Raw genomic sequence first — 22,008 nt, 5'->3', positions numbered from 1 at the left:
GTCGGCAGTGCCCCGCTTCCTGGCTTGCACTGTCGGGCTCGCCGTGCCAGCGTGAAGCATTGGTCCAGCTGTCGTTTTCGGTGTTATTTCATTGTTTTTTCAGATGAAAATTTGGACCGTCGCCGGCGTGGCGCTGCTCGGCGCGATGACGGTGCCGGTGGAGGCCAGGGACAAGGCTCCGGTGAACTGCGACCTGGGGGGCACCCGGATCCGCTCCTTGCCCGATCCGGCGACAGGGCGATCCTACGACATCGAAGTCACCCTGCCCGAGGATTATGAGGCCAAGCCCGCCAGGCGCTATCCGGTGCTCTATTATGCCGATGGCGGGCATCTTTCCGACGGCTCCACTTGCCTGACGAAGGAGCCGCGGCGACAGGAAGCGCTTAGACTGGTGAGAGCGCTCCATCGCGAAGGCAAGCTGAGCGAGGAGCCGATTCTGGTCGGTCTTTCCTACGCCAAGGGCGAAGGCTTTGCCGCCAGTCGGGCGCGCGACTACACGCCGGTGGCCGACAAACCCGGCTATGGCGGGGCCGAGGCCTATCAACTTTATCTCAAGCAGACCGTCATTGCCTTCATCGAGAAGACCTATCGCGCCGATGTGCAGCGCCGCCTCTATTGGGGACATTCCTATGGCGGGCTCCTCGGCGCCCGCGTCCTGCTGACCGAGCCCGGCCTCTTCCAGTCCTACATTCTCGGCAGCCCTTCCTTCTGGTTTGCCGATCATGCCATCCTGGCGATGGCAGCCAAATATGCCAAGGCGAACCGTGATCTGAAGGCCAACGTCCTGATCTATGTCGGTGGTGACGAAATTCGCCGCTACGACCCGGGCCGGCGCGGCGACACCCAGGACATGGTCGGCGACGTCAGGAGGTTCGAAAAACAGCTCAAATCGCGCGGTTTTCCAGGCCTTACCATTCGCTCGCTGGTGGTGCCCGGCCGGAACCACCGTACCACCATTCCGCCGGGCTTTTCCTGGGCCGTTACTTCGGCTCTCGGCGACAGGGCGGTGCAGTCTCGTTAGGGATTGCCGGCAGCGCGTATACGAACGATTTTGTTGAGTGGATGGCAGCCATTCTTATCGATCGCGTCTCAACCGCCTTCGAGACCCCGGCCCATGGCGCTGACCACCAGCGCGATCTGCTCGCGCAGATAGGGCAGGGGCAACTGCACCAGCTTGCCCTCCAGACCGAGCAGTACCATGCCATGGGCGGCCGAGAAGAGGGAGCGGGCGAGCAGGGCCCGTTCGTCTCTAGCGAGGCCGGGCTGGAGCACGGCGAGCGGAGCTTCCAGATGCTGGAACAGCGCATCCTGCTGGCGCAAATGGTCTTCCGGCAGATCCTGGCCGTCCGGCAAGCGGAAGTCGAACAGGGCATGCCAGCGCCCGCCATGCTCGGCGGCAAAGTCGAGATAACCGTTGGCGAGCGCGATCAAGGTGCGATTGGCGATGGCGCGAGGGCTGCCTCCTTCGGCGGCGGCAGCTTCTGCTTCTCGGCCGAGCATGGCGCTGAGCAGAGCGAAGCTGCGGGCATTCACCGCCAGGACGAGGGCGGCGAGATCGGGGAAGACCGTATAGATGGCGCCGAGGGCGCAGCCTACCTCTTCGGCGAGGGCCCGAGCCTTCAAGGCCGTATGGCCCTGCGTGACAATGGTTTTCTCCGCCGCTTCGATCAGCTTCTCGCGTAATTCTTCCCGCCTTGCACTTGCCTTGGCCATGCCTGGCAACTCCTCTCTGAACATTGTTCAAAATTTATCTTGAACGCCGTTCACGGTTAGGTTAACGTTCGGATTGTGAACATTGTTCATAACACGGAGAGCGTGATGTTCAAGACCATCGTGACCTTGTTCCGCGGTGCGGCCGCAGAAGCGGAGGACAATCTCGTCGACCGCAATGCCGTGCGGATACTGGACCAGCAGATTCGGGATGCTCGGGCCGGCCTCGAACAGGGAAGGGGTGCCTTGGCGGTGGCCATCGCCCAGGACAAGGCCGAGGCGCGGCGGCTCGGCGAGGTGCGCCGGCGCATCGCCGATCTCAACGATCGCACGATCGAGGCCCTGCGCGGCGGCCGTGACGACCTGGCGGGCGAGGCCGCTGGTGAGATCGCCAATCTTGAGAACGATGCCGCGACGATTGCCGCCGCCCAGGCGACATTCGCCGAAGAGGCGGGACGGCTGCGCACGAAGCTGGCGGCAGCCGAGCGCCGCTTTCTCGAAATCGAACGAGGCAGGCGCATCACTGCAGCCGCTGAGACGGTGAATAAGCTCAAGTCCGGCTTCGCCGCCGCCGCGCCCGGTACGGCTCTCGCCGATGCCGAAAAGACGCTGGCCCGCCTCAGGCACCGGCAGGCCCATCAGGACGATGTGGAGGTTGAACTCGAGGCCCTCGACGCCGAGGCGCGCTCGGCGGCAACGGCCGAGAAGCTCGAAGCGGCAGGGTTCGGTCCCACGACGCGGACGACGGCCGAGGACGTGCTGGCGCGGCTGCAAGCGCGAGCGGCGCAGGCGGCCTGAGCCAGCATCCTTTCAACTCCTGCCTTTCAATTCTTGGAAAATCGAGACAATGCCATGGAACAGTCGAACCTGATCAAGCACTCCAATGCCTGGATGACCTTCACCTATGCCGCCTTCGCGGGCGCTGCCGGCATGGTCGGCCTCGGCATCCTGTTCATCCCGGTCGACATCTGGATCAAGGCCTACTTGGCCATGGGCACGGTGATGCTGATCCAGACCTGCGTGACGCTGACCAAGACCCTGCGCGACCAGCAGGAGGCCGGCCGGCTGCACAACCGCATCGAGGACGCCAAGACCGAGCAGTTGCTGATGCGTATCGATCGCGCCAAGGATTGAGAGGTTCCCGGGGGCGCGGGCGTCTCGGGCGCTCTTTGAATGCGATGCGAGAAGGAGGAGGGAACGAGCAAAATGCTCATAGAGGCGAACCTAAGGCGAGAGCTGCGACGCCAAACGCTCCTTCGCCCCGTAAGAACGGGGAGAAGGTAAGGACGAGGGGCGGCGCAAACCTTGAAAAACCGGGCATTGCGGAGCCCCTCACCTCTATCCTCTCCCCGTAAGAACGGGGCGAGGGGGCTCGGACGTGGAGCATAATCTCCAGCTCGGTCATCTCGCCCGACCCTCAAGTTGGCGTCTATGGGCAGGGCGCCCTCTGTGCCCGGAAGGCCTCAGCGTCCCTTGCCGACCTCGCTCAGATCGTAGGACGTCGTCTGGTAGATCTCGTTGATCCAGTTGCCGAACAGGAGATGGGCGTGGCTGCGCCAGAAATTGCGCGGCGGGAAGGACGGGTCGTCATAGGGGAAGTAGTTCTTCGGCAGCTTGATCGGCACGCCTGCGTCGACATCGCGAAAATATTCATCGGCCAGCGAGGTCGATTCATATTCGACATGGTTGAACAGATAGAGCCGGTTGCCTTGTTGCTCGTGAATGAGACAAACGCCGGTTTCGTCCGAATCCATCAGGATCTCCAGCTCGGCGTTCTTGCGCACGTCCTCGCCGCGCACCTCCGTCCAGCGCGAGACGGGGATGTGGAAGTCGTCCGAAAAGCCGTTGAGATAGATCGAGGAAGGCTTGCGGTTGTGGTGCTGGTAGACGCCGAAGGCCTTCTCCGTGAGCTCATATTTGGGAATGCGATGGAAATGCCAGATGGCCGCCATCGCCCCCCAGCACACGTTCAGCGTGGAATGCACGTTGGTCGTGGTCCAGTCGAAGATCTGCTCGAGCTCCTTCCAATAGGTCACCTCCTCGAAGGGGAGGGTCTCCACCGGTGCGCCGGTGATGATGAAGCCGTCGAACTTGCGCTCGCGTACTTCTTCCCAGGTTTCGTAGAAGGCGAGCAGATGCTCTTCCGAGGTGTTCTTGGCGCGATGGCCGCCGACCCGCACCAGCGAAAGTTCGACCTGCAGCGGCGTGGCCCCGACCAGGCGCGCCATCTGCAATTCGGTGCGGATCTTGTTGGGCATCAAATTGAGCAGGCCTATCTGCAGCGGGCGGATGTCCTGCCGGATGGCGGCGGTTTCCGTCATCACCCGCACCCCTTCGCTGACCAGGGTGGAGAAGGCGGGCAAGGTATCCGGAATCTTGATAGGCATGTTGCACTCGATCGACGTTGGGCCAGCCGGAAAGCAATGCGACAGGTCCACGGATGGAATGCATCCAGCGGCCCTTTAGCGAGTTGTTTAACGTGGCTGCAAGCCGGCCGGCCAAATCACCACGGGAGAAGAGTTAATCCTGCGGTGATTGGAAATCAATGGTGTTCCTGGGAGCGCGGGCGTCCTCGCCCGCTCTTGCCGTCCTGAGGGCGAAGCGCTTCCAAGGGCGGGCGAGGACGCCCGCGCTCCCAGGTCTATTCCGCCGCCTCCTTGACGCCGGGCACATAGTTGAGCACCGGCGAAAGCCAGCGCTCGACCTCTTCCACGCTCATGCCCTTGCGGGCCGCATAGTCCTCGACCTGGTCCTGCTCGATCTTCGATACCCCGAAATAATAGGCATCGGGATGAGCGAAATAGAGCCCAGACACCGAGGCGCCCGGCCACATCGCATAGCTCTCGGTCAGCTGCACGCCGATGCGAGCCTCGGCGTCGAGCAGGCGGAACAGCGTGCCCTTCTCGGTATGGTCGGGCTGGGCGGGATAGCCGGGGGCAGGGCGGATACCGCGATAGGGCTCGCCGATCAGTTCGTCGGGGGCCAGGTTCTCGTCGGCCGCATAGCCCCAGAACTCCTTGCGCACGCGCTCATGCATGCGTTCGGCGAAGGCCTCGGCGAAGCGATCGGCCAGGGCCTTGACCAGGATCGAGCCATAGTCGTCATTGGCACGTTCGAAGCGATGGGCGATCGCTTCCTCTTCCATGCCGGCGGTAACCACGAAGCCGCCGAGATAGTCGCCCTGGCCGCTGGTTGCAGGCGCGACGAAATCGGAGAGGGCGACGTTGGCCCGGCCGTCGCGCTTGGTGAGCTGCTGGCGCAAGGTGTGCAGGCTGGCGAGTTTCCGGCCGCGGCCCTCGTCCGTATACAGATGTATATCGTCGCCGACGGCATTGGCCGGCCAGAAGCCGATCACGGCCTTGGGGTGGAACCACTTCTCTTCGATGATGCGGGCGAGCATGGCCTGGGCATCGTCGAAGAGCTGGCGTGCCGCCGCACCCTGCTTCTCGTCTGAGAGGATGGCGGGATAGCGCCCCTTGAGCTCCCAGGTCTGGAAGAAGGGTGTCCAGTCGATATAGCGCGCCAGTTCGGCGAGGTCGTAATTCTCGAACATGCGCGTGCCGAGGAAGTTCGGCCTGGGGGCGACGAAGCCGGTCCAGTCCACCTTGTGGGCGTTGGCCCTGGCCTTGGCGAGCGGCAGGCGCAGCTTGTCGGCCTCGCTGCGGGCATGGGCGGCCGCGACCTTGGCATATTCGGCCTGGACGGTCTCGACATAGCCCGGCTTGATCGTCGGCGAGAGCAGGCTGGAGACCACACCGACGGCGCGGCTCGCATCCGTCACATAGACGGCCTGGCCACGGTCATAGCGCGGATGCACCTTCACGGCGGTGTGGACGCGGCTGGTGGTGGCTCCCCCGATCAGCAAGGGAATGTCGAAGCCCTCGCGCTCCATCTCCGCAGCGACATGCACCATTTCATCGAGCGAGGGCGTGATCAGGCCGGAGAGGCCGATGATGTCGACCTTCTCCTGGCGCGCGACTTCGAGGATCTTGGCAGAAGGGACCATCACGCCGAGATCGATGATCTCGTAATTGTTGCAGGCGAGCACGACGCCGACGATGTTCTTGCCGATGTCGTGCACGTCGCCCTTCACGGTGGCCATCAGCACCTTGCCGGCGCTCTGGCGGACCTGCCCGCCATTGGCTGCCTTCTCCGCTTCCATATAGGGCAGCAGCACGGCCACGGCCTGCTTCATCACGCGGGCCGACTTGACCACCTGGGGCAGGAACATCTTGCCCGAGCCGAACAGGTCGCCCACCACGTTCATGCCGGCCATCAGCGGGCCTTCGATGACGTGGAGCGGGCGCTCTGCCGCCAGCCGGGCTTCCTCGGTGTCCTCGTTGATATAGTCGGTGATGCCGTTGACGAGGGCATGTTCGAGGCGCTTTTCCACCGACCAGCTCCGCCAGGCGAGATCCTGGACCTTGGCCTCCTTCGGGCCTGCGCCACGGAAGCGTTCGGCCAGCGCCAGCAGGCGCTCCGTCGCGTCGTCGCGGCGATTGAGCACCACGTCCTCGCAGGCCTCGCGCAGCTCCGCATCGATGGATTCATAGACGGCAAGCTGGCCGGCATTGACGATGCCCATATCCATGCCGGCCTGGATGGCATGGTAGAGGAACACGGCGTGCATGGCTTCGCGCACGGGTTCGTTGCCGCGGAAGGAGAAGGAGAGATTGGAGACGCCGCCCGAAATATGGGCGTGGGGCAGGGTTTCCCTGATCTGCCGCGTCGCCTCGATGAAGGCGACACCATAGCCGTTATGCTCCTCGATGCCGGTGGCGACGGCGAAGATGTTGGGATCGAAGACGATGTCCTCGGGCGGGAAACCGGCTTCCTGCGTCAGCAGCTTGTAGGCCCTGGTGCAGATCTGGACCTTGCGTTCCAGCGTATCGGCCTGTCCCTGTTCGTCGAAGGCCATCACCACCACGGCCGCGCCATAGGCACGCACCAGGCGGGCGTGATGAAGGAAGGCTTCCTCGCCTTCCTTCATGGAGATCGAATTGACCAGCGGCTTGCCCTGGACGCATTTCAGGCCGGCTTCGATGATCGAGAATTTCGAGGAATCAATCATCACCGGCACGCGGGCGATGTCCGGCTCGGCCGCGATCAAATTGAGGAACTCGACCATGGCCTTTTCGGAATCGATCAGGCCTTCGTCCATGTTGATGTCGATGACCTGGGCGCCATTGGCCACCTGGTCGCGGGCGATGTCGAGGGCAGTGGCGTAGTCGCCGGCGGTGATGAGCTTGCGGAACTTGGCGGAGCCGGTGACGTTGGTGCGCTCGCCGACATTCACGAAGGGGATGGTGGTGTCGAGCGTGAAGGGTTCCAGGCCCGACAGCTTCATCCTGGGCTCAGCTTCGGGAATGGCGCGCGGCTTGTGGCGACCCACGGCCTCGGCAATGGCGCGGATATGCTCCGGCGTCGAGCCGCAGCAGCCGCCGACGATGTTGACCAGGCCGTCGCGGGCAAAGCCCTCGATCTGCGCCGCCATCGCCTCGGGGCTTTCATCATACTGGCCGAATTCGTTGGGCAGACCGGCATTGGGATAGGCGCAGACGAAGGTATCGGCGACGGTGGAGATCTCGTCGAGATGCGCCCGCATCGCATTGGCGCCGAGCGCGCAGTTGAGGCCGATGGTGAAGGGGCGGGCATGCCGCACCGAATGCCAGAACGCCGTCGGCGTCTGCCCGCTGAGGGTGCGGCCGGAGAGATCCGTGATGGTACCCGAGATCATCACGGGCAGGCGCACGTCCTTTTCGCCGAACACTGCCTCGCAGGCAAAGATCGCCGCCTTGGCGTTGAGCGTGTCGAAAATGGTTTCGATCAGGATGATGTCGGCGCCGCCGTCGATGAGGCCGCGGATCTGCTCGGCATAGGCGATGCGGAGATCGTCGAAGCTGACGGCGCGATAGCCGGGATTGTTGACGTCGGGCGAGATCGAGGCGGTGCGGTTGGTCGGGCCGAGCGCTCCGGCAACGAAGCGCCGGCGCCCGTCCTGCTGCTGCGCCTTGATAGCGGCACGGCGGGCAAGGCGCGCACCGTCGCGGTTGAGGTCGTAGACCGCTTCCTGCATGCCGTAATCGGCCTGGGCGATCGAGGTGGAGGAGAAGGTGTTCGTCTCCAATATGTCGGCCCCGGCCATGGCATAGGCGTAGTGGATCGCTTCGATCGCCGCAGGCTGGGTGAGGGTGAGGAGGTCGTTGTTGCCCTTGAGGTGGCAGTCACAGCCGACGAAGCGCTCGCCCCGGAAATGGTCCTCCTCGAAGCCGAGCCCCTGGATCTGCGTGCCCATGGCGCCATCGAGGATCAGGATGCGCTCCCGCGCGGCGGCGGTAAGGGCGGCAAGGATCTCCGCGCCCCGATCGGTCTGGGCAGGCGCGGCGAACAGGGCTTCGACCGGAGCGCTCATAACGAGCTCCTATAACGGAATTACGATATCAAGATATCCTTATATGATAGCGCCGAGAAAGGCGAGGTCAAGGTGAACTGTCCTGGAAGCGCCGGTTTTCTGTCTGGGATTGCGGGATGGATAGGAAGGTCAGACAGGAGTCCACGGCTCCGGTGCAGACAATGCAGGTGTCGTACCCGGTTAGAAAGACGGGCCTGTCATCCCCGGCGAGCGAAGCGAGGGAAGGGGATCCAGGGGCTGTGAGCGACATGCCTCGGCCCTGGATTCCCTTCCCACCGCCTGCGGCGGCGCCGGGAATGACAGCACCTCTTCTATCTAGCATAAAGCAAGCGCTATGCTGTCCGGTATCATGCGGGAAACGCCTCGGCTGGGACCGCGGACGTCTCGTCCGCTTCTTCAGGCATCCGCCCGCAAACGTCGCCGGCCCCGTCGCCGGCCGGCATGATCGCGCACCTCGTCGAGCAGGCTGCTCAGATGCGGCAGCAGCGGATTGTCCGATGTCGAGGCCTCGAGCAGCAGGACTTTCAAATCGGCGGCTTCCCTGGCCAGGTCCGCGCCGTCTTCACGGCTGAGGATCCAGGCCAGCAGGAGGGTACGGGCCCGCTCCTCGGGCATGACGGGGCCATCATCCCGAGTGGCCCGCAGGATGGAGTGCACGATGGCGGCGTCGACATCGACGGTGTTCTGCGCGGCGATCGTCATCTCAGGCCTCGATCTCGACGCGGCCGAGCGGCCTGGTGCAGCAAGCCAGCACCAGGCCGGCGGCGATTTCCTCCTCGCGAATGCCGCCCTGATGGGTCATCGCGGTCTCCCCCGACAGGCATTGCACCTTGCAGGTGCCGCACAGGCCCATGGTGCAGCCGGTCGGAATGTTGAGGCCGGCGCCACGGGCGAGTTGGAGAATGGTGTCGCGGCTGGAGGCCGGCACCTCGATGCCGGATTTGGTGAAGGCCACGCTGGCTTCGCCGGCAAGGGCCTCGTCCGCACCGACTTCCTCCATTGGCGTTTCGGCCGGCTGGAAGCTCTCTTCATGATAGCGGCGCATGTCGTAGCCATTGGCTTCGAGCATGTCCTTGACCGCTGCCATGAAGGGCGCGGGGCCGCAGCAGAACACTTCGCGCTCGCGGAAATCCGGTGCGATCAGGCGTAGGGCCGGGGCGTTGAGCCGACCCTGGAAGCCGGTCCAGGCTTCATGGGCCTCGGTCTCTTCCACGATCCAGGCGAGGCGGAGGCGCTGCATGCGTCCGGCCATGCGTTCCAGTTCCTGGCGGAAGATGATCTCGCCGGGCCGGCGTGCGCAGTTGACGAAAGCGATATCGGTGGCGGCGCCGTGGTCTTCGGCAAAACGGGTCATCGACATCATCGGCGTGATGCCCGAGCCGGCCGAGATGAAGAGGTATTTTTCGGCCGGATGACGAGAGAAGCTGAACTCGCCGAGCGGGCCGTAGGCCTTCAACCGCGTGCCGGGTTTGAGGTTGTCCAGCATCCAGCGCGTGCCGATGCTGGTGGCCTGCGCCTTGGCGGTGACGCTGATCGAAAGCGGGCGGGAAGGGCTCGACGACAGCGTATAGGTGCGCAGCACCGGCCCGGCCTCGGCCGGGATCTCCAGCGTGATGAACTGGCCGGGCTCGTAGCGGAACCACCCCTGTTCGGCGGCGCGGAAGGTGAAGGTCGCGACATCGCGGCCCTCATGGATGATCGAAACGCATTCGAGTGCCTGGCTCTGATCGTTCCAGGGCGGCGTTTCGTCGATATGCCTGAATTTCGCCAGGGCTGCGGAGGACGTCGGCATGGTGTCTACCCCTGTATATATCGGTTTTGCTAACACCCTCCCCTGGAGCGGGAGGGGCGACGCGAAGCGTCGGGGTGGGGTGTTTTCGTCGGCTGCTGTGTTTCTCACCCCACCCCGGACTTCGTCCGACCCTCCCCCTCCAGGGGAGGGTGAAAAGGCCTCAGGCCACGCTGCGCAGGCGGACGCCGTCATTACCCAGCGCCGCTTCCATGGCGTTGCGATACCATTCGACGAACTGCATCACGCCGCCCTCGTGTTCGGGGGCGTAGGGGCCGGGTGTGTAGACGGGCGAGGAGACGCCGAGCTGGTTTTCCTCGACGATCTGGCGGTCCTGGTCGTTGGTCATCTGCCAGACATGGGTGAGTTCATCGAGATTATAGTCGACCCCTTCGACCGCATCCTTGTGCACCAGCCATTTGGTGGTGACCTGGGTTTCCCTCGGCCCGATCGGAAGCACGCGGAAGCTCACGGCATGGTCGCCCAGCACGTGGTTCCAGGTGGTGGGATAGTGGAAGAGCAGGAGGGCGCCGATATTGCCTTCCTCGATCGTTGGGCTGAGGGGGCGCTGCACGGCCGGCTTGCCGGACATCGTGTAGCTGACGGCATTGCGCAACAGCGGCATGCGCGCCATGCGGAACTGGCCGTCACCGGAAATGCTGAAAGTGCTGGGCAGGCCGGCTTCCTCGCAGCGCCGCCAATGCTGGCCGATGAGCGGATCCTTGTCGGCGCCCTGCACGCCCGTTACGGTCGGGGCCTCGGGGAAGGTGCGGCAGAGTTCGGGATGGTTGCCCGCGCAATGATAGCATTCGCGGTTGTTCTCCCAGACCAGCTTCCAATTGCCCTTTTCGACGATGGTGCTTTCGAAGGCGACCTTGGCGTTCTTCAGGCCATGCGGTGCCAGATAGGGCATGGCGCCGGCCCGGAAGGTCTCGAAATCCGGCGCCTCCTTGGCGAGGCAGATCCAGATGTAGCCGGCCACGCTCTCGCAATGGACCGGCTTGAGCCCGTATTGCGTCGCGTCGAAGCCCGGCCCCATGTCGCGGGCGAACAGCAGGCGGCCGTCGAGTTCGTAGGTCCATTGATGATAGGGGCAGACCAGCTTGGCGACACTGCCGCTTGCCGCTGCGCACAGGCGCGATCCGCGGTGCCGGCAGGAATTGTGAAAGGCGCGGATGGCGCCGTCGCCGGAGCGCAGCACGATCACCGGATAATCGCCGACCTGGAGGGTGAAATAGCTGCCCGGCTTGCCGAGCTCGCAGTCATGGCCCGCGAACAGCCATTCGCGATACCAGATGTTCTCCATATCCAGCCGGAAGAATTCCGGGTCGGTGTAGAATTTGCCCTCGAGTGTCGTGCCCGGCTGATGGGTCCGGAGACGGCCCAGCATGTCCTGATGCGCTGTCATGTCAAAATCCCGCGTGACAACCAATGCGTTGACTTGACGGCGGGAGGGGAAAGCGGCCCGGCGGTCTGCGCCGGTGAAAAGGCACAGCCGAACCTCCTTCCGGAACGCCCACCGCGTCCGTCGGTTTTCATCGGGGCTGGTTTCCGGGCTCAGGAGCGGCCTTCCGGCCCGATCGCGACGCCTTCCCAGGTCTTCCCGACCCAGTGGCACCTGCCGCGATCTTCTCCTCTACCGTTGCGGGGGCAGCGCCGGATTTGGACCGGCTTCCCAATTCTCCGGGCCGCCTTGGGAGCGGACCGGCACCTCGAATGAGGATTAGAATACATCGAGTCGGCGCGCCGACTAGAGACGATGCGACGGATGATGGTGTGTTCAGGACATTGTTGTCGAGGGCTTGGAGAGGCAGGTCGGGAAGGGGACACCGAATGTCCATCATCCCCCGCGCGGCGGGGAACGACAAAGCAACCAATCACGCTCTTTTCGAGGTATTTGCGCGGTGCTTAAGCGCGAATGAAATTATTCTCGGTAGCGCTGCCCCTCACCTTACCTCTCCCCGTAAGAACGGGGCGAGGAGACTCCGGCGTCGAGTTTAATGCCGAAAACCCGTCATCTCGCCCACCGGCAGAGCGAGATGAGAGTTTTGAAGACTATTCGCTACGCGTGCGCCCCCTCGCCCCGTTCTTACGGGGAGAGGTAAGGTGAGGGGCAGCGCGCGCCCGACGACAAGGGAATGCAATTCCTGCCCAATGGCCTGCTCCTTGAATGCCCGCCATCAATCCCAGCTCAGCGCACCGCCGTTCTGATATTCGATGACGCGCGTCTCGAAGAAGTTCTTCTCCTTCTTCAGGTCCATCGCCTCGCTCATCCAGGGGAAGGGGTTCTCGACATCAGGAAATACCGGCATGAGGCCGAGCTGGGCGCAGCGCCTGTTGGCGATGAAACGCATATATTGTTCGCACGACACCGCGTTGAGGCCGAGAAAGCCGCGCGGCATGGTATCCCGGCCATAGGCGGCTTCCAGCTCGGCGGCCTCGCGGATCATCCGCTGCAGATCGGCCTGGAAGGTCAGCGTCCACAGATGCGGGTTCTCATGTCTGATCTGGTTGATCACGTCGATGCCGAAATTGAGATGGATGCTCTCGTCGCGCAGGATGTATTGATACTGCTCGGCGATCCCCACCATCTTGTTGCGCCGGCCGAGCGAGAGGATCTGGGCAAAGCCGGTATAGAACCACATGCCCTCGAAGATGACGTAGAAGGCGACGAGGTCGCGCAGGAAGGCCTGGTCGGCATCCGGCGTGCCGGTCTTGAAATCGGGATCGTCGAGATGCTGGGTGTGCTTGAGCGCCCAGGCGGCCTTGTCGGTGATCGAGGGGACCTCGCGATACATGTTGAAGAGTTCGCCCTCGTCGAGCCCCAGGCTCTCGACGATGTATTGGAAGGTATGGGTGTGCACCGCCTCCTCGAAAGCCTGGCGCAGCAGATATTGCCGGCATTCGGGATTGGTGAGGTGGCGGTAGATCGCCAGCACGATGTTGTTGGCGACCAGGCTCTCGGAGGCGGCGAAGAAACCGAGATTGCGCTTGAGCATGCGCCGCTCGTCCTCGGTCAGGCCGTCACGCGACTTCCACAGCGCGATGTCGGCCTGCATCGAGACCTCGGTCGGCATCCAGTGATTGTTGCAGCCGGCGAGATATTTCTCCCACGCCCATTTGTATTTGAGCGGCAGCAGCTGGTTCACGTCGGCACGGGCATTGATCATGCGCTTCTCGTCGACCGTGACGCGGCCGCCCTTGCGGTCGATGGCGCCAAGGCCGGTTGCATCTGCCGCGCCCTGCGGCAGGGGAAGCTGGCTTGCGGGCGAGGTGGGTTCGGACCAGTCGAGCATCGTCATCGTTTTCTTCTCATCGGAGACATTGTCCGGAAGTAACTGAAGCGGCACCTTTGTCATGCCCGGGCTTGACCCGGGCATCCAGGAACCGCACTTCGTCGTCCGGAGGAGGGAACTGGATTGCCGGGTCAAGCCCGGCAATGACAAAGGTCGAGCCAATTCGAGGCACTTATTGGCGGACGAACTCTTGGAGCGCATTCCACCCTGTTCTCGGCTCACTGGCACGCCTCGCAATCGGGATCGTGGATGGAGCAGGCCTTGCCCCAGGCTTCCGATGCAGCCAGGTCCGGCTGAGCCTCGATCAGGATCGGCGCGGCCGCCTGCGGCACCGTGGCGGAGACGGCGTTGAGCTTGCCGTCGGTGCCCTTCAGCGTCGATTTCTCGACATGGGTGGCCGAGCGCGAGCGCAGGTAATAGGTCGTCTTCAGGCCACGCTTCCAGGCCAGGCGGTAGAGCGTGTCGAGCTTCTTGCCGGAGGGATTGGCAATGTAGAGGTTGAGCGACTGGGCTTGGTCGATCCATTTCTGCCGCCGCGCCGCGGCTTCGATCAGCCAGGCCGTGTCGATCTCGAAAGCGGTGGCATAGAGAGCCTTCAGATCCTCGGGGATGCGATCGATCTGTCCGAGCGAGCCATCGAAATATTTGAGATCGGAAATCATGACCTCGTCCCACAGGCCGCGCGTCTTGAGATCGCGGACCAGGGCCGAGGTCACCACCGTGAAATCCCCCGACATGTTCGATTTGACGAAGAGGTTCTGATAGGCCGGCTCGATCGATTGCGAGACGCCGCAGATGTTGGAGATCGTCGCCGTCGGCGCGATCGCCATGGTGTTGGAATTGCGCATGCCGACCGTCTTCACGCGCTGGCGCAACGCGTCCCAGGCCAGGGTGGAGCTCACGTCGAAGCTTGCGCCCTGGCGCGTTTCGGCCAGCAGGCCCACCGAGTCGATCGGCAGGATGCCCTGCGACCACAGCGAGCCCTCGAAGCTGGGATAGCGACCGCGCTCGGCCGCCAGATCCGTCGAGGCCGAGATGGCGTGGAAGGATACGGCTTCCATGCTCTCGTCGGCGAACCGCACGGCGGCTTCGGAGGCGTAGGGCAGGCGCAGGGTCTGCAGCGCATCCTGGAAGCCCATGATGCCCAAGCCGACGGGCCGGTGCCTGAGGTTGGAGCGCCGTGCCTCGGGAATGGTGTAGAAATTGATGTCGATGACGTTGTCGAGCATGCGCATCGCCGTCGTCACCGTCGCCCTGAGCTTGTCGAACATCAGGCCCCTGGCATCGACATGGGCAGCGAGGTTGACCGAGCCGAGATTGCACACGGCAACCTCGTCATGGGAGGTGTTCAGCGTGATCTCGGTGCACAGGTTCGAGGAGTGCACCACCCCGACGTGACGCTGGGGCGAGCGGATATTGCAGGGATCCTTGAAGGTGATCCAGGGATGCCCGGTCTCGAACAGCATGGTCAGCATCTTGCGCCATAGATCCTGGGCACGGACCTGCCTGGAGACCTTCAGCTCGCCGCGCGCGGCGCGTGCCTCATGCGCCTCATAGGCGGCCTTGAAGGCGGGGCCGTAGAGATCGTGCAGATCCGGCGTTTCGTCCGGTGAGAACAGGGTCCAGGGGCCATCCTGCTCCACACGTTCCATGAACAGATCCGGCACCCAGTTGGCGGTGTTCATGTCGTGGGTGCGGCGGCGGTCGTCACCCGTGTTCTTGCGCAGATCGAGGAACTCCTCGATGTCGACATGCCAGGTCTCTAGATAGGCGCAGACCGCGCCCTTGCGCTTGCCGCCCTGGTTGACGGCGATGGCGGTATCGTTGGCGACCTTGAGGAAGGGCACCACGCCCTGGCTTTCGCCATTGGTGCCTTTGATATGGGCGCCGAGCCCACGCACATTGCTCCAGTCATTGCCGAGGCCACCGGAATATTTGGCGAGCAGCGCGTTGTCCTTCACCGCCTTGAAGATGCCTTCGAGGTCGTCGGACACGGTGGTCAGGAAGCAGGAGGAGAGCTGGGCGCGCAGCGTTCCGGAATTGAACAGGGTGGGCGTCGAGGCCATGAAGTCGAAGGAGGACAGAAGATCGTAAAACTCGATGGCGCGGGCTTCCCGGTCGATCTCGCGTAGGGCCAGGCCCATGGCCACGCGCATGAAGAAGGCCTGCGGCAGCTCGAAGCGCGTGCCCCGCACATGCAGGAAGTAACGGTCGTAAAGGGTCTGCAGGCCGAGATAGTCGAACTGCAAGTCGCGCTCGGGCTTGAGGGAGGCTGCAAGGCGGGCGAGGTCGAAGCGACCGAGTTCCGGATCGAGCAGTTCGTTGGCGATGCCGACACGGACATAATCGTGGAAATATTCGGCATAGCGGCTCGCCATCTCGGCCTGCGTCGCCTGGTCGGGACGGCCCGCGACGAAACTGAGGGCTTCGCGGCGCAGCTTGTCGTTGAGCAGCCGGGCGCTGACCTTGGCATAATCGGGTTCGGTCTCGATCAGGGTGCGGGCGGCGAGGATCGGCGCCAGCGCCAGTTCGTCCTGGCTGATGCCGTCATAGAGGTTGCGCTGCGTCTCGTTCAGCACCGTTTCGGCGTTGGTGTCGGCAAGGCCTGCACAGGCTTCGAGCACCAGGGCGGCGAGGCGCGCGTGGTCGAGCGGCAGCAGGGAACCCTCCGCCGTCTTCATGCGCAAAGCAGGGGTAGTGCCGGCCTGTGCCTCCGCCTTGGCGGCGCGCTCCAGGGCTCGTTCCTGGGCGTGCTGTTCGCGATAGAGCACATAGGCGCGCGCCACCTTGGGGTGCTCGCCGCGCATCAAAGCGAGTTCCACCTGGTCCTGGATATCCTCGATATGGAAGGTTCGGCCGGTGTCGGCACGGCGGGTCAGGCCGGCAACGATCTGGGCGGTGAGGTCGGCGACGATGTCATGCACTCGGCGCGAGGCGGCGGCCGAATGGCCTTCGACGGCGAGAAAGACCTTGGTCAGGGCCACCGAAATCTTGGAGGCATCGAAAGGCGTGACGCTGCCATTGCGGCGGATGACCTGGTAGCCCGGTTCCGAGGCCGGCTTCGCCCTGTCGGCGCCGGCAGCCGGAAAAGGCGTCTTTGTGGTCGTGGCAGTTTCGAGATCAAGAGACATTCGGCAAACCCCAATATGTTGGAGGCTTGGGCCGAGGAGCGCATTCCGCGCCGACGCAGGATGATGCGCCGCGAGCAAGGCGATCCGTCGGGGCACCCCGCCCGAGGAAACGATACGCATCCACAGGCAGGTCTCCTGGCTCGCGGGTCGTTGCGGACTGCCTGCCTTCCCGGGGAGGGCGGGGTAAACCCACCTCTCGGCCAGTGGCCAATCGACAGCCGCTCTCCGCTTACAGTTGCGGGGGCAGCCCCGGCTTTGCCCTAAGGCCTACCGGATTCCCTCTTAGCGCCGGAGGCGAATCCGGCGACCTGTGAATACCGTATCTAGTATGCTTTGGTGTCTATGTGTCAATAGATGGTGTGTATCGCCCTTTTGTTCAATGGGGACAGAGGATGCCGGGGCACAAAATTCATGCCCCGGCATACTTTTTCAGGCGGATGTCGCCACTCTCGCTGGAGCGATCTCTTCACGAAGTATACGGGCGGCGGCAACCATGTTGACGAGGGCGGGGCGGACTTCGTCCCAGCCACGGGTTTTCAGGCCGCAATCGGGGTTGACCCAGAGCTGGTCGCCGGCGATCCGCTCCTGCGCCCTGGCGAGGAGGTCGCGCATTTCAGCCACGGTGGGGCAGCGGGGCGAGTGGATGTCGTAGACGCCGGGCCCTATCTCATTGGGGTAGCGATAGGCTCGGAACGCATCGAGCAGCTCCATTCTGGACCGGGCAGTCTCGATCGAGATCACGTCCGCGTCCAGGCCGCCAATGGCATGGATGATGTCGTTGAATTCCGAATAGCACATATGGGTATGGATCTGCGTGGCATCGTCGACCCCCGAGGCGGCGAGACGGAAACAGGCGACGGCCCAGGCGAGATAGGCCTCCTTTTCGGCGTGCCTGAGCGGCAGGCCTTCGCGAATGGCCGGCTCGTCGATCTGGATGATGCGGATACCGGCCCGTTCCAGATCGCCGACCTCGTCGCGCAAGGCGAGGGCGATCTGCCGGCAGACCTGCTCGCGCTCGAGGTCGTCCCGCACGAAGGACCATTGCAGCATGGTGACCGGTCCGGTCAGCATGCCCTTGACCGGGCGCTTGGTCAGGGATTGTGCGAAGCGGGCCCATTCCACCGTCATGGCCCGAGGACGCGAGACATCGCCATAGATGATCGGCGGGCGCACGCAGCGCGAGCCATAGCTCTGGACCCAGCCATGTCGGGTGAAGGCGTAGCCGGCCAGTTGCTCGCCGAAATACTGCACCATGTCGTTGCGTTCGAATTCGCCATGCACCAGCACGTCGAGGCCGATCTTCTCCTGCCAGGCGATTGCCTGCCTGGTCTCCTCGCGCAGGAAGTCGTAATAATCGGCATCGCCGATCAGGCCCTTGGCATGGTCGGCGCGCGCTTTGCGCACGGCGCCGGTCTGCGGGAAGGAGCCGATGGTCGTGGTGGGGAAGGGCGGCAGACCGAGCCACTCCTGGGCCCGGCGGCGCAGCGGATAGGGATGTTGCCGCTCGCCCATGGCCGGTGTGAGCTCAGCCATTCGGGCAGCGACGCCAGTATCATGTATACGGGCGGATATGCGGCGGGCCGCAGCTGCCGCGTCCGATTGGGCAAGCTCATCAGCGACGGCCCGCCGCCCGTCGACCAGGGCTGTCGACAAGGTTTTCAGCTCGCCGATCTTCTGGACGGCGAAGGCCAGCCAGCTGCGAAGTTCGGGATCGAACGCGCTCTCGGCCTCGATATCGTAGGGAACGTGGAGCAGGGAACAGCTCGGGGCGAGGACGACGCGGTTGGGCCTGAGGGCTGCAACTGCCGGCTCGATGCGATCCAGCAAGGCGGTCAGGTCGCTCCGCCAGACATTGCGCCCGTCGATCACGCCCAGCGACAGCACCTTGTCCGCCGGTGCCCGTTCGACCGCCTGTCGCAACTGCGCGGGCGCCCTGACGAGATCGAGATGCAGGCCGGCGCTGGGCAGGCCGAGTGCCAAGTCGAGATTGTCGCCGAGGCCGCCGAAATAGGTCGCGATCATAATCTTCAGATCGGAGACGGCGCCGGTGAGAACGTCATAGGCGTGGCGCAGCGCCTTTCGCGTCCTTTCGTCGAGATCGAGTACCAGGCAGGGCTCGTCGAACTGCACCCAGTCCGCGCCCTCAGCGGCAAGCCTGCGCAGGATCTCGGCATAGACGGGCAGGAGCCCTGGCAAAAGGGCGAGAGGATCGAGGTCCGTATCCTTGCTCTTGCCGAGCAGCAGATAGGTCACCGGCCCGATCAGCACGGGATGGGTGTGGAAGCCGAGCGCTGCGGCCTCCCTGAATTCGTCGATGGGCTTGGCCGAGGCCAGTTCGAAGGCCTGGCCGCGACGGAATTCGGGGACCATGTAGTGATAGTTGGTGTCGAACCATTTGGTCATCTCGAGAGCGGGGACACCGCCGCCATGGCCGCCATGGCTGCAGCCCGCATGGTCGCGATCGTCATGGCCACGATCGTTACGGCCCTGGCTGCCGCGCGCCATGGCGAAATAGGTCGAAAGCGGAACGGGGCCGCCTTCCCAGCCATAGTGGCGGGGAATGACGCCGGCCGTCGCACTCATGTCGAGAACCTGGTCGTAGAGCGAAAAGTCGTTGGAGGGGATATGGGTGACGCCGAGGAGGCTCTGCCGGGCCCAGTTGCTGGCGCGCAGCTGGGCTGCCGTCGAGAGCAGGGCGGTTTCGTCCTGCTTTCCGGCCCAGAAGGCCTCCAGGGCCGTCTTGAGTTCGCGGCGTGGGCCGATGCGTGGCGTGCCGAGCGTCGAAATGGGAATGGACATGCGTGTCTCCGGCCGGTGACCTTTGCGGTCCCGGTTCGCGATGAGTGAATGGGTCGAGGCGGAGAGGCGGCGTGCGGTCAGGGCACGCCGCAACGCATTCGTCGTCGGACAGCCGGATCGACGGCATCGTAACGCATGATGGCAGTTTGAAGCTTGAACATCGGCAGACCCCATGAGAACTGGGGGCAAAGGCCGTACGGGAGCGCCTGACGCGGCCAGGGACACCGGCTCTGTCATGCAACCACCGGGACACCCCGCCCGAGGACGTTTACATTCGTCGGGGCAGGTCTCCTGGCTCACGGCTCACCGAACCTGCCTGCCTTCCCACCTGCGCGGGGCAGGCAGTGGCATGATGAGGCAAGCTCTCGCCGTCTACAGTTGCGGGGGCAGCGCCGGCATCGCACCGGCTTCCCTCTTAGCTTCCATTGCGAGAATGGAAGAACCTCGACCGCGACACCAAACGACAAGGCGTCTCGGAAGTCAAGAGAGATATAAAGACATGTTTATGTGGGGATGTCTTGTCGTTGCTGCTTGACCATGGTGTCCAACCCCACTACGGCGTCAGGGGACGGTTCCTTTCGAGGATCAAATGGGAACGCGACGAGGGCGGATACGCCCGAAGCGCGGCTGCCCCCGCAACTGTGAGCGGTGAGTTCCTGCCAGTACGGCCACTGGATCGCGATCCGGGAAGGCGGCAGGAAACGGCGATCCGCCAGCCAGGAGACCTGCCGTCAGCCGTGGTCACGCGTGAAGACATCGGGCGGGGTGTTCCGATGGAAGCCGAACCGTTCGCGTCCGTAGACGCTGTGGTATGGGCCTCCTCGCGGTGACGGCCACTGGACGTCGCGACGAGGTCTGACGTGATCAACCGTTTCCCTGTAGCCGAGCTGCCCGCCATCGGGCTTGGGCTTTTTGCCTCCCTTGCCGTTTTGTCGATCCTTCCCGCCCAGGCGCAGCCGGCAGGCGCCGAAGAACCGATCGAACTCGATCCCGTCGTCGTGACGGGAGCGCCCACGCCCGCCAACCAACTCGGCAGCACCGTCACGGTCGTCACGGCCGAGGAGATCGAGAAGGCGCAGCGCCGCACGGTGAGCGACGTGCTGGCCACCGTGCCCGGCCTCAATGTGGTGCAGGCGGGCGGCCCGGGCAGCCAGACCGCGGTCTTCATGCGCGGCACCAACGCCAATCACGTCAAGGTGCTGGTCGACGGCATCGATGTCGGCGATCCCGGCAATCCCAACGGCGCCTTCGATTTCGGCAAATTGCTGGCCGGCGATGTCGAGCGGATCGAGGTGCTGCGCGGCCCGCAAAGCGGCCTTTATGGTGCCGATGCGATCGGCGGTGTGATCGCCATCACCTCCAGGAAGGGATCGGGGACGCCGAAACTGACGGCCCTGCTGGAAGGCGGTTCCTTCGGCACCTTCAACCAGCGCATCGGCCTGAGCGGCTCGCACTCGATCTTCAACTATGCCTTCGGCATCGACCATTTCCGCGCCACGGACACGCCGGTGACGCCGGTCGCCCTGCTGCCGCCGGGCCAGCGGGCCATCGGCAATCTCTATGACAACACCGTCTACTCGGCCAGACTCGGGGCAGATTTCAGCGACAGTCTCAGCGCCAGCCTGATCGCGCGCTATTCGGATTCGAAACTCCTGTTCACCGGCGATTCCTTCACCGGACCGAATGCCCTGCACAGCTCGCAGACCGAAGACCTGCTGCTCACGCGCGGCGAGGTGGTCTGGCACTCGCTCGACGAGCGCTATCGCACCGTCCTGGGTGTCGACTATCTCAGGGATCGCCGCCGCAGCGTGCCCTCGCCGGAGAACATGACGCCGCCCTCCACCAGCATCGGCGAGCGCCTGAAGTTCGACCTGCGCCAGGAGATCGCCCTTACCGACGCGCACAAGGTCACTTTCGGGCTGGAACGAGAAAATTATCGCCTCCAGACCGAGGATCTTACCGCCTCCAGCGGCAATTCGGCGGTCTTTGCCCAGATTCAGTCCAACTGGTTCGAGAATTTCTATCTCACCTCGAACCTGCGCTACGACCGCAACGATGATTTTGGCGGCCGTCTCACCTGGCGCATCGCGCCGGCCTATACCATCGCGGCGACCGGTACGGTGCTGCGTGCGAGCTACGGCACCGGCTTCAAGGCGCCGACCCTCAGCCAGCTCTATCGCGATTATACACCCTTCTTCTATGCCAACCGCAATTTGAAGCCCGAAGAAAGCAGCGGCTACGACCTCGGCTTCGAGCAGCCTCTGTGGGGAGATCGCCTGCGCATCGGTTCTACCTTCTATTACAACCGCATCCGCAACCTGATCGACTACAACGAGACCTTCACCACCAATGTGAATGTTGGCCGCGCCACGACCTATGGCAACGAATCCTTCGTCTCGGTCCGGGTAAACGAGCAGGTATCGTTGAGGGGGGACTACACCTTCACCATTGCTCGCAACGACGTCACCGAACTCAGCCTGTTGCGGCGGCCCAAGCACAAGGCAAGCCTTCAGGTCGCCTGGTCGCCGATGGAGGCGCTCAATCTATCGGCCACCTTGCTCTATGTCGGTTCCTGGATCGACGGCAATCGCAGCTTCTCGGTCCCGCGTCTGAAGGCGTCCGGCTATGCGACGGTGAATCTGGCGGCCGACTACAAGCTCAACGAGCGCGCGAGCGTGTTCGCCCGCGTCGACAATCTGTTCGACCGTCGTTACGAAACCCCGGTCGGTTTCGAGCAGCCGGGGCTGGGCGTCTATGCTGGCGTCCGCCTGAGCGCCTTTTGATACGCTGGCGAATTCCGGCAACTGTAGTTGAGCGAGTGTCATGCCTTGAAGGGGGTCTGATCTCGCACGATGGCATTGAGAGTGACGA

At 63.8% G+C, this 22,008-nt stretch carries 13 protein-coding genes and 5 riboswitches; of the genes, 4 read left to right on the top strand and 9 right to left on the bottom strand.

All coding sequences use genetic code 11. The annotated features are described in order from the left end of the window. The first annotated feature begins 103 nt into the window (after positions 1 to 103). Positions 104 to 1,021 carry an alpha/beta hydrolase gene (locus ABXS05_RS33125; RefSeq protein ID WP_311938663.1) on the top strand — a complete coding sequence of 306 codons (918 nt, stop codon included), beginning with the start codon at positions 104 to 106 and terminating at the stop codon, positions 1,019 to 1,021. A gap of 68 nt (positions 1,022 to 1,089) precedes the next feature. On the opposite strand, the gene ABXS05_RS33120 is transcribed toward ABXS05_RS33125, so the two are convergent. Beyond that, positions 1,090 to 1,713, bottom strand: coding sequence for a TetR/AcrR family transcriptional regulator (locus tag ABXS05_RS33120; protein WP_367626832.1), 624 nt, complete (start codon positions 1,711 to 1,713; stop codon positions 1,090 to 1,092). Positions 1,714 to 1,818: 105 nt separating this feature from the next. Here ABXS05_RS33120 and ABXS05_RS33115 point away from each other — a divergent pair, with 105 nt between their 5' ends. Continuing rightward, positions 1,819 to 2,508, top strand: coding sequence for a PspA/IM30 family protein (locus tag ABXS05_RS33115; RefSeq protein ID WP_367626831.1), 690 nt, complete (start codon positions 1,819 to 1,821; stop codon positions 2,506 to 2,508). A gap of 54 nt (positions 2,509 to 2,562) precedes the next feature. Further along, on the top strand, positions 2,563 to 2,844 hold the full coding sequence (locus ABXS05_RS33110; RefSeq protein ID WP_367626830.1) for a YiaA/YiaB family inner membrane protein: 282 nt from the start codon (positions 2,563 to 2,565) through the stop codon (positions 2,842 to 2,844). 329 nt (positions 2,845 to 3,173) lie between these two features. On the opposite strand, the gene metA is transcribed toward ABXS05_RS33110, so the two are convergent. The 8 genes from metA to metE all read right to left on the bottom strand — a co-directional run bounded on the left by metA (position 3,174) and on the right by metE (position 19,137). Then, positions 3,174 to 4,097, bottom strand: a complete 924-nt coding sequence (metA, locus tag ABXS05_RS33105; RefSeq protein WP_367626829.1) for a homoserine O-acetyltransferase MetA — start codon at positions 4,095 to 4,097, stop codon at positions 3,174 to 3,176. A 55-nt stretch (positions 4,098 to 4,152) separates the two neighbouring features. Then, positions 4,153 to 4,230, bottom strand: a riboswitch (SAM riboswitch). Between the two features lie 121 nt (positions 4,231 to 4,351). Then, the gene (gene metH / locus ABXS05_RS33100) at positions 4,352 to 8,122 is read right to left on the bottom strand and encodes a methionine synthase (RefSeq protein WP_367626828.1); all 3,771 of its coding nucleotides are present in this window, start codon (positions 8,120 to 8,122) and stop codon (positions 4,352 to 4,354) included. Positions 8,123 to 8,518: 396 nt separating this feature from the next. Continuing rightward, positions 8,519 to 8,824 (bottom strand): hypothetical protein, encoded by a 306-nt coding sequence (locus ABXS05_RS33095; protein ID WP_311938674.1) that lies wholly within the window; start codon positions 8,822 to 8,824, stop codon positions 8,519 to 8,521. A 1-nt stretch (position 8,825) separates the two neighbouring features. Continuing rightward, positions 8,826 to 9,914: an FAD-binding oxidoreductase gene (locus ABXS05_RS33090; protein ID WP_437178719.1), complete on the bottom strand. Its 1,089-nt coding sequence runs from the start codon at positions 9,912 to 9,914 to the stop codon at positions 8,826 to 8,828. A 160-nt stretch (positions 9,915 to 10,074) separates the two neighbouring features. Next, positions 10,075 to 11,319, bottom strand: coding sequence for an aromatic ring-hydroxylating oxygenase subunit alpha (locus ABXS05_RS33085; RefSeq protein ID WP_367626827.1), 1,245 nt, complete (start codon positions 11,317 to 11,319; stop codon positions 10,075 to 10,077). Between the two features lie 117 nt (positions 11,320 to 11,436). Beyond that, positions 11,437 to 11,641, bottom strand: a riboswitch (cobalamin riboswitch). A gap of 450 nt (positions 11,642 to 12,091) precedes the next feature. Beyond that, on the bottom strand, positions 12,092 to 13,207 hold the full coding sequence (locus ABXS05_RS33080; protein ID WP_367626853.1) for a ribonucleotide-diphosphate reductase subunit beta: 1,116 nt from the start codon (positions 13,205 to 13,207) through the stop codon (positions 12,092 to 12,094). A 218-nt stretch (positions 13,208 to 13,425) separates the two neighbouring features. Further along, complete coding sequence (locus ABXS05_RS33075) at positions 13,426 to 16,338, bottom strand: ribonucleoside-diphosphate reductase subunit alpha (protein ID WP_367626826.1); 2,913 nt, start codon at positions 16,336 to 16,338, stop codon at positions 13,426 to 13,428. Positions 16,339 to 16,446: 108 nt separating this feature from the next. Next, positions 16,447 to 16,665, bottom strand: a riboswitch (cobalamin riboswitch). A gap of 102 nt (positions 16,666 to 16,767) precedes the next feature. Then, positions 16,768 to 19,137 (bottom strand): 5-methyltetrahydropteroyltriglutamate--homocysteine S-methyltransferase, encoded by a 2,370-nt coding sequence (gene metE, locus ABXS05_RS33070; RefSeq protein WP_367626825.1) that lies wholly within the window; start codon positions 19,135 to 19,137, stop codon positions 16,768 to 16,770. A 264-nt stretch (positions 19,138 to 19,401) separates the two neighbouring features. After that, positions 19,402 to 19,599: riboswitch (cobalamin riboswitch) on the bottom strand. Between the two features lie 90 nt (positions 19,600 to 19,689). Continuing rightward, positions 19,690 to 19,884: riboswitch (cobalamin riboswitch) on the top strand. Positions 19,885 to 19,997: 113 nt separating this feature from the next. On the opposite strand from metE, the gene ABXS05_RS33065 reads away from it, so the two are divergent. Next, positions 19,998 to 21,920, top strand: coding sequence for a TonB-dependent receptor plug domain-containing protein (locus ABXS05_RS33065; RefSeq protein WP_367626824.1), 1,923 nt, complete (start codon positions 19,998 to 20,000; stop codon positions 21,918 to 21,920). Positions 21,921 to 22,008: the final 88 nt, after the last annotated feature.

Origin of the sequence: Labrys neptuniae (assembly GCF_040797145.1) — a bacterium.
Lineage (GTDB): Bacteria > Pseudomonadota > Alphaproteobacteria > Rhizobiales > Labraceae > Labrys > Labrys neptuniae.
This window is presented reverse-complemented; position numbering and strand designations above follow the sequence as displayed.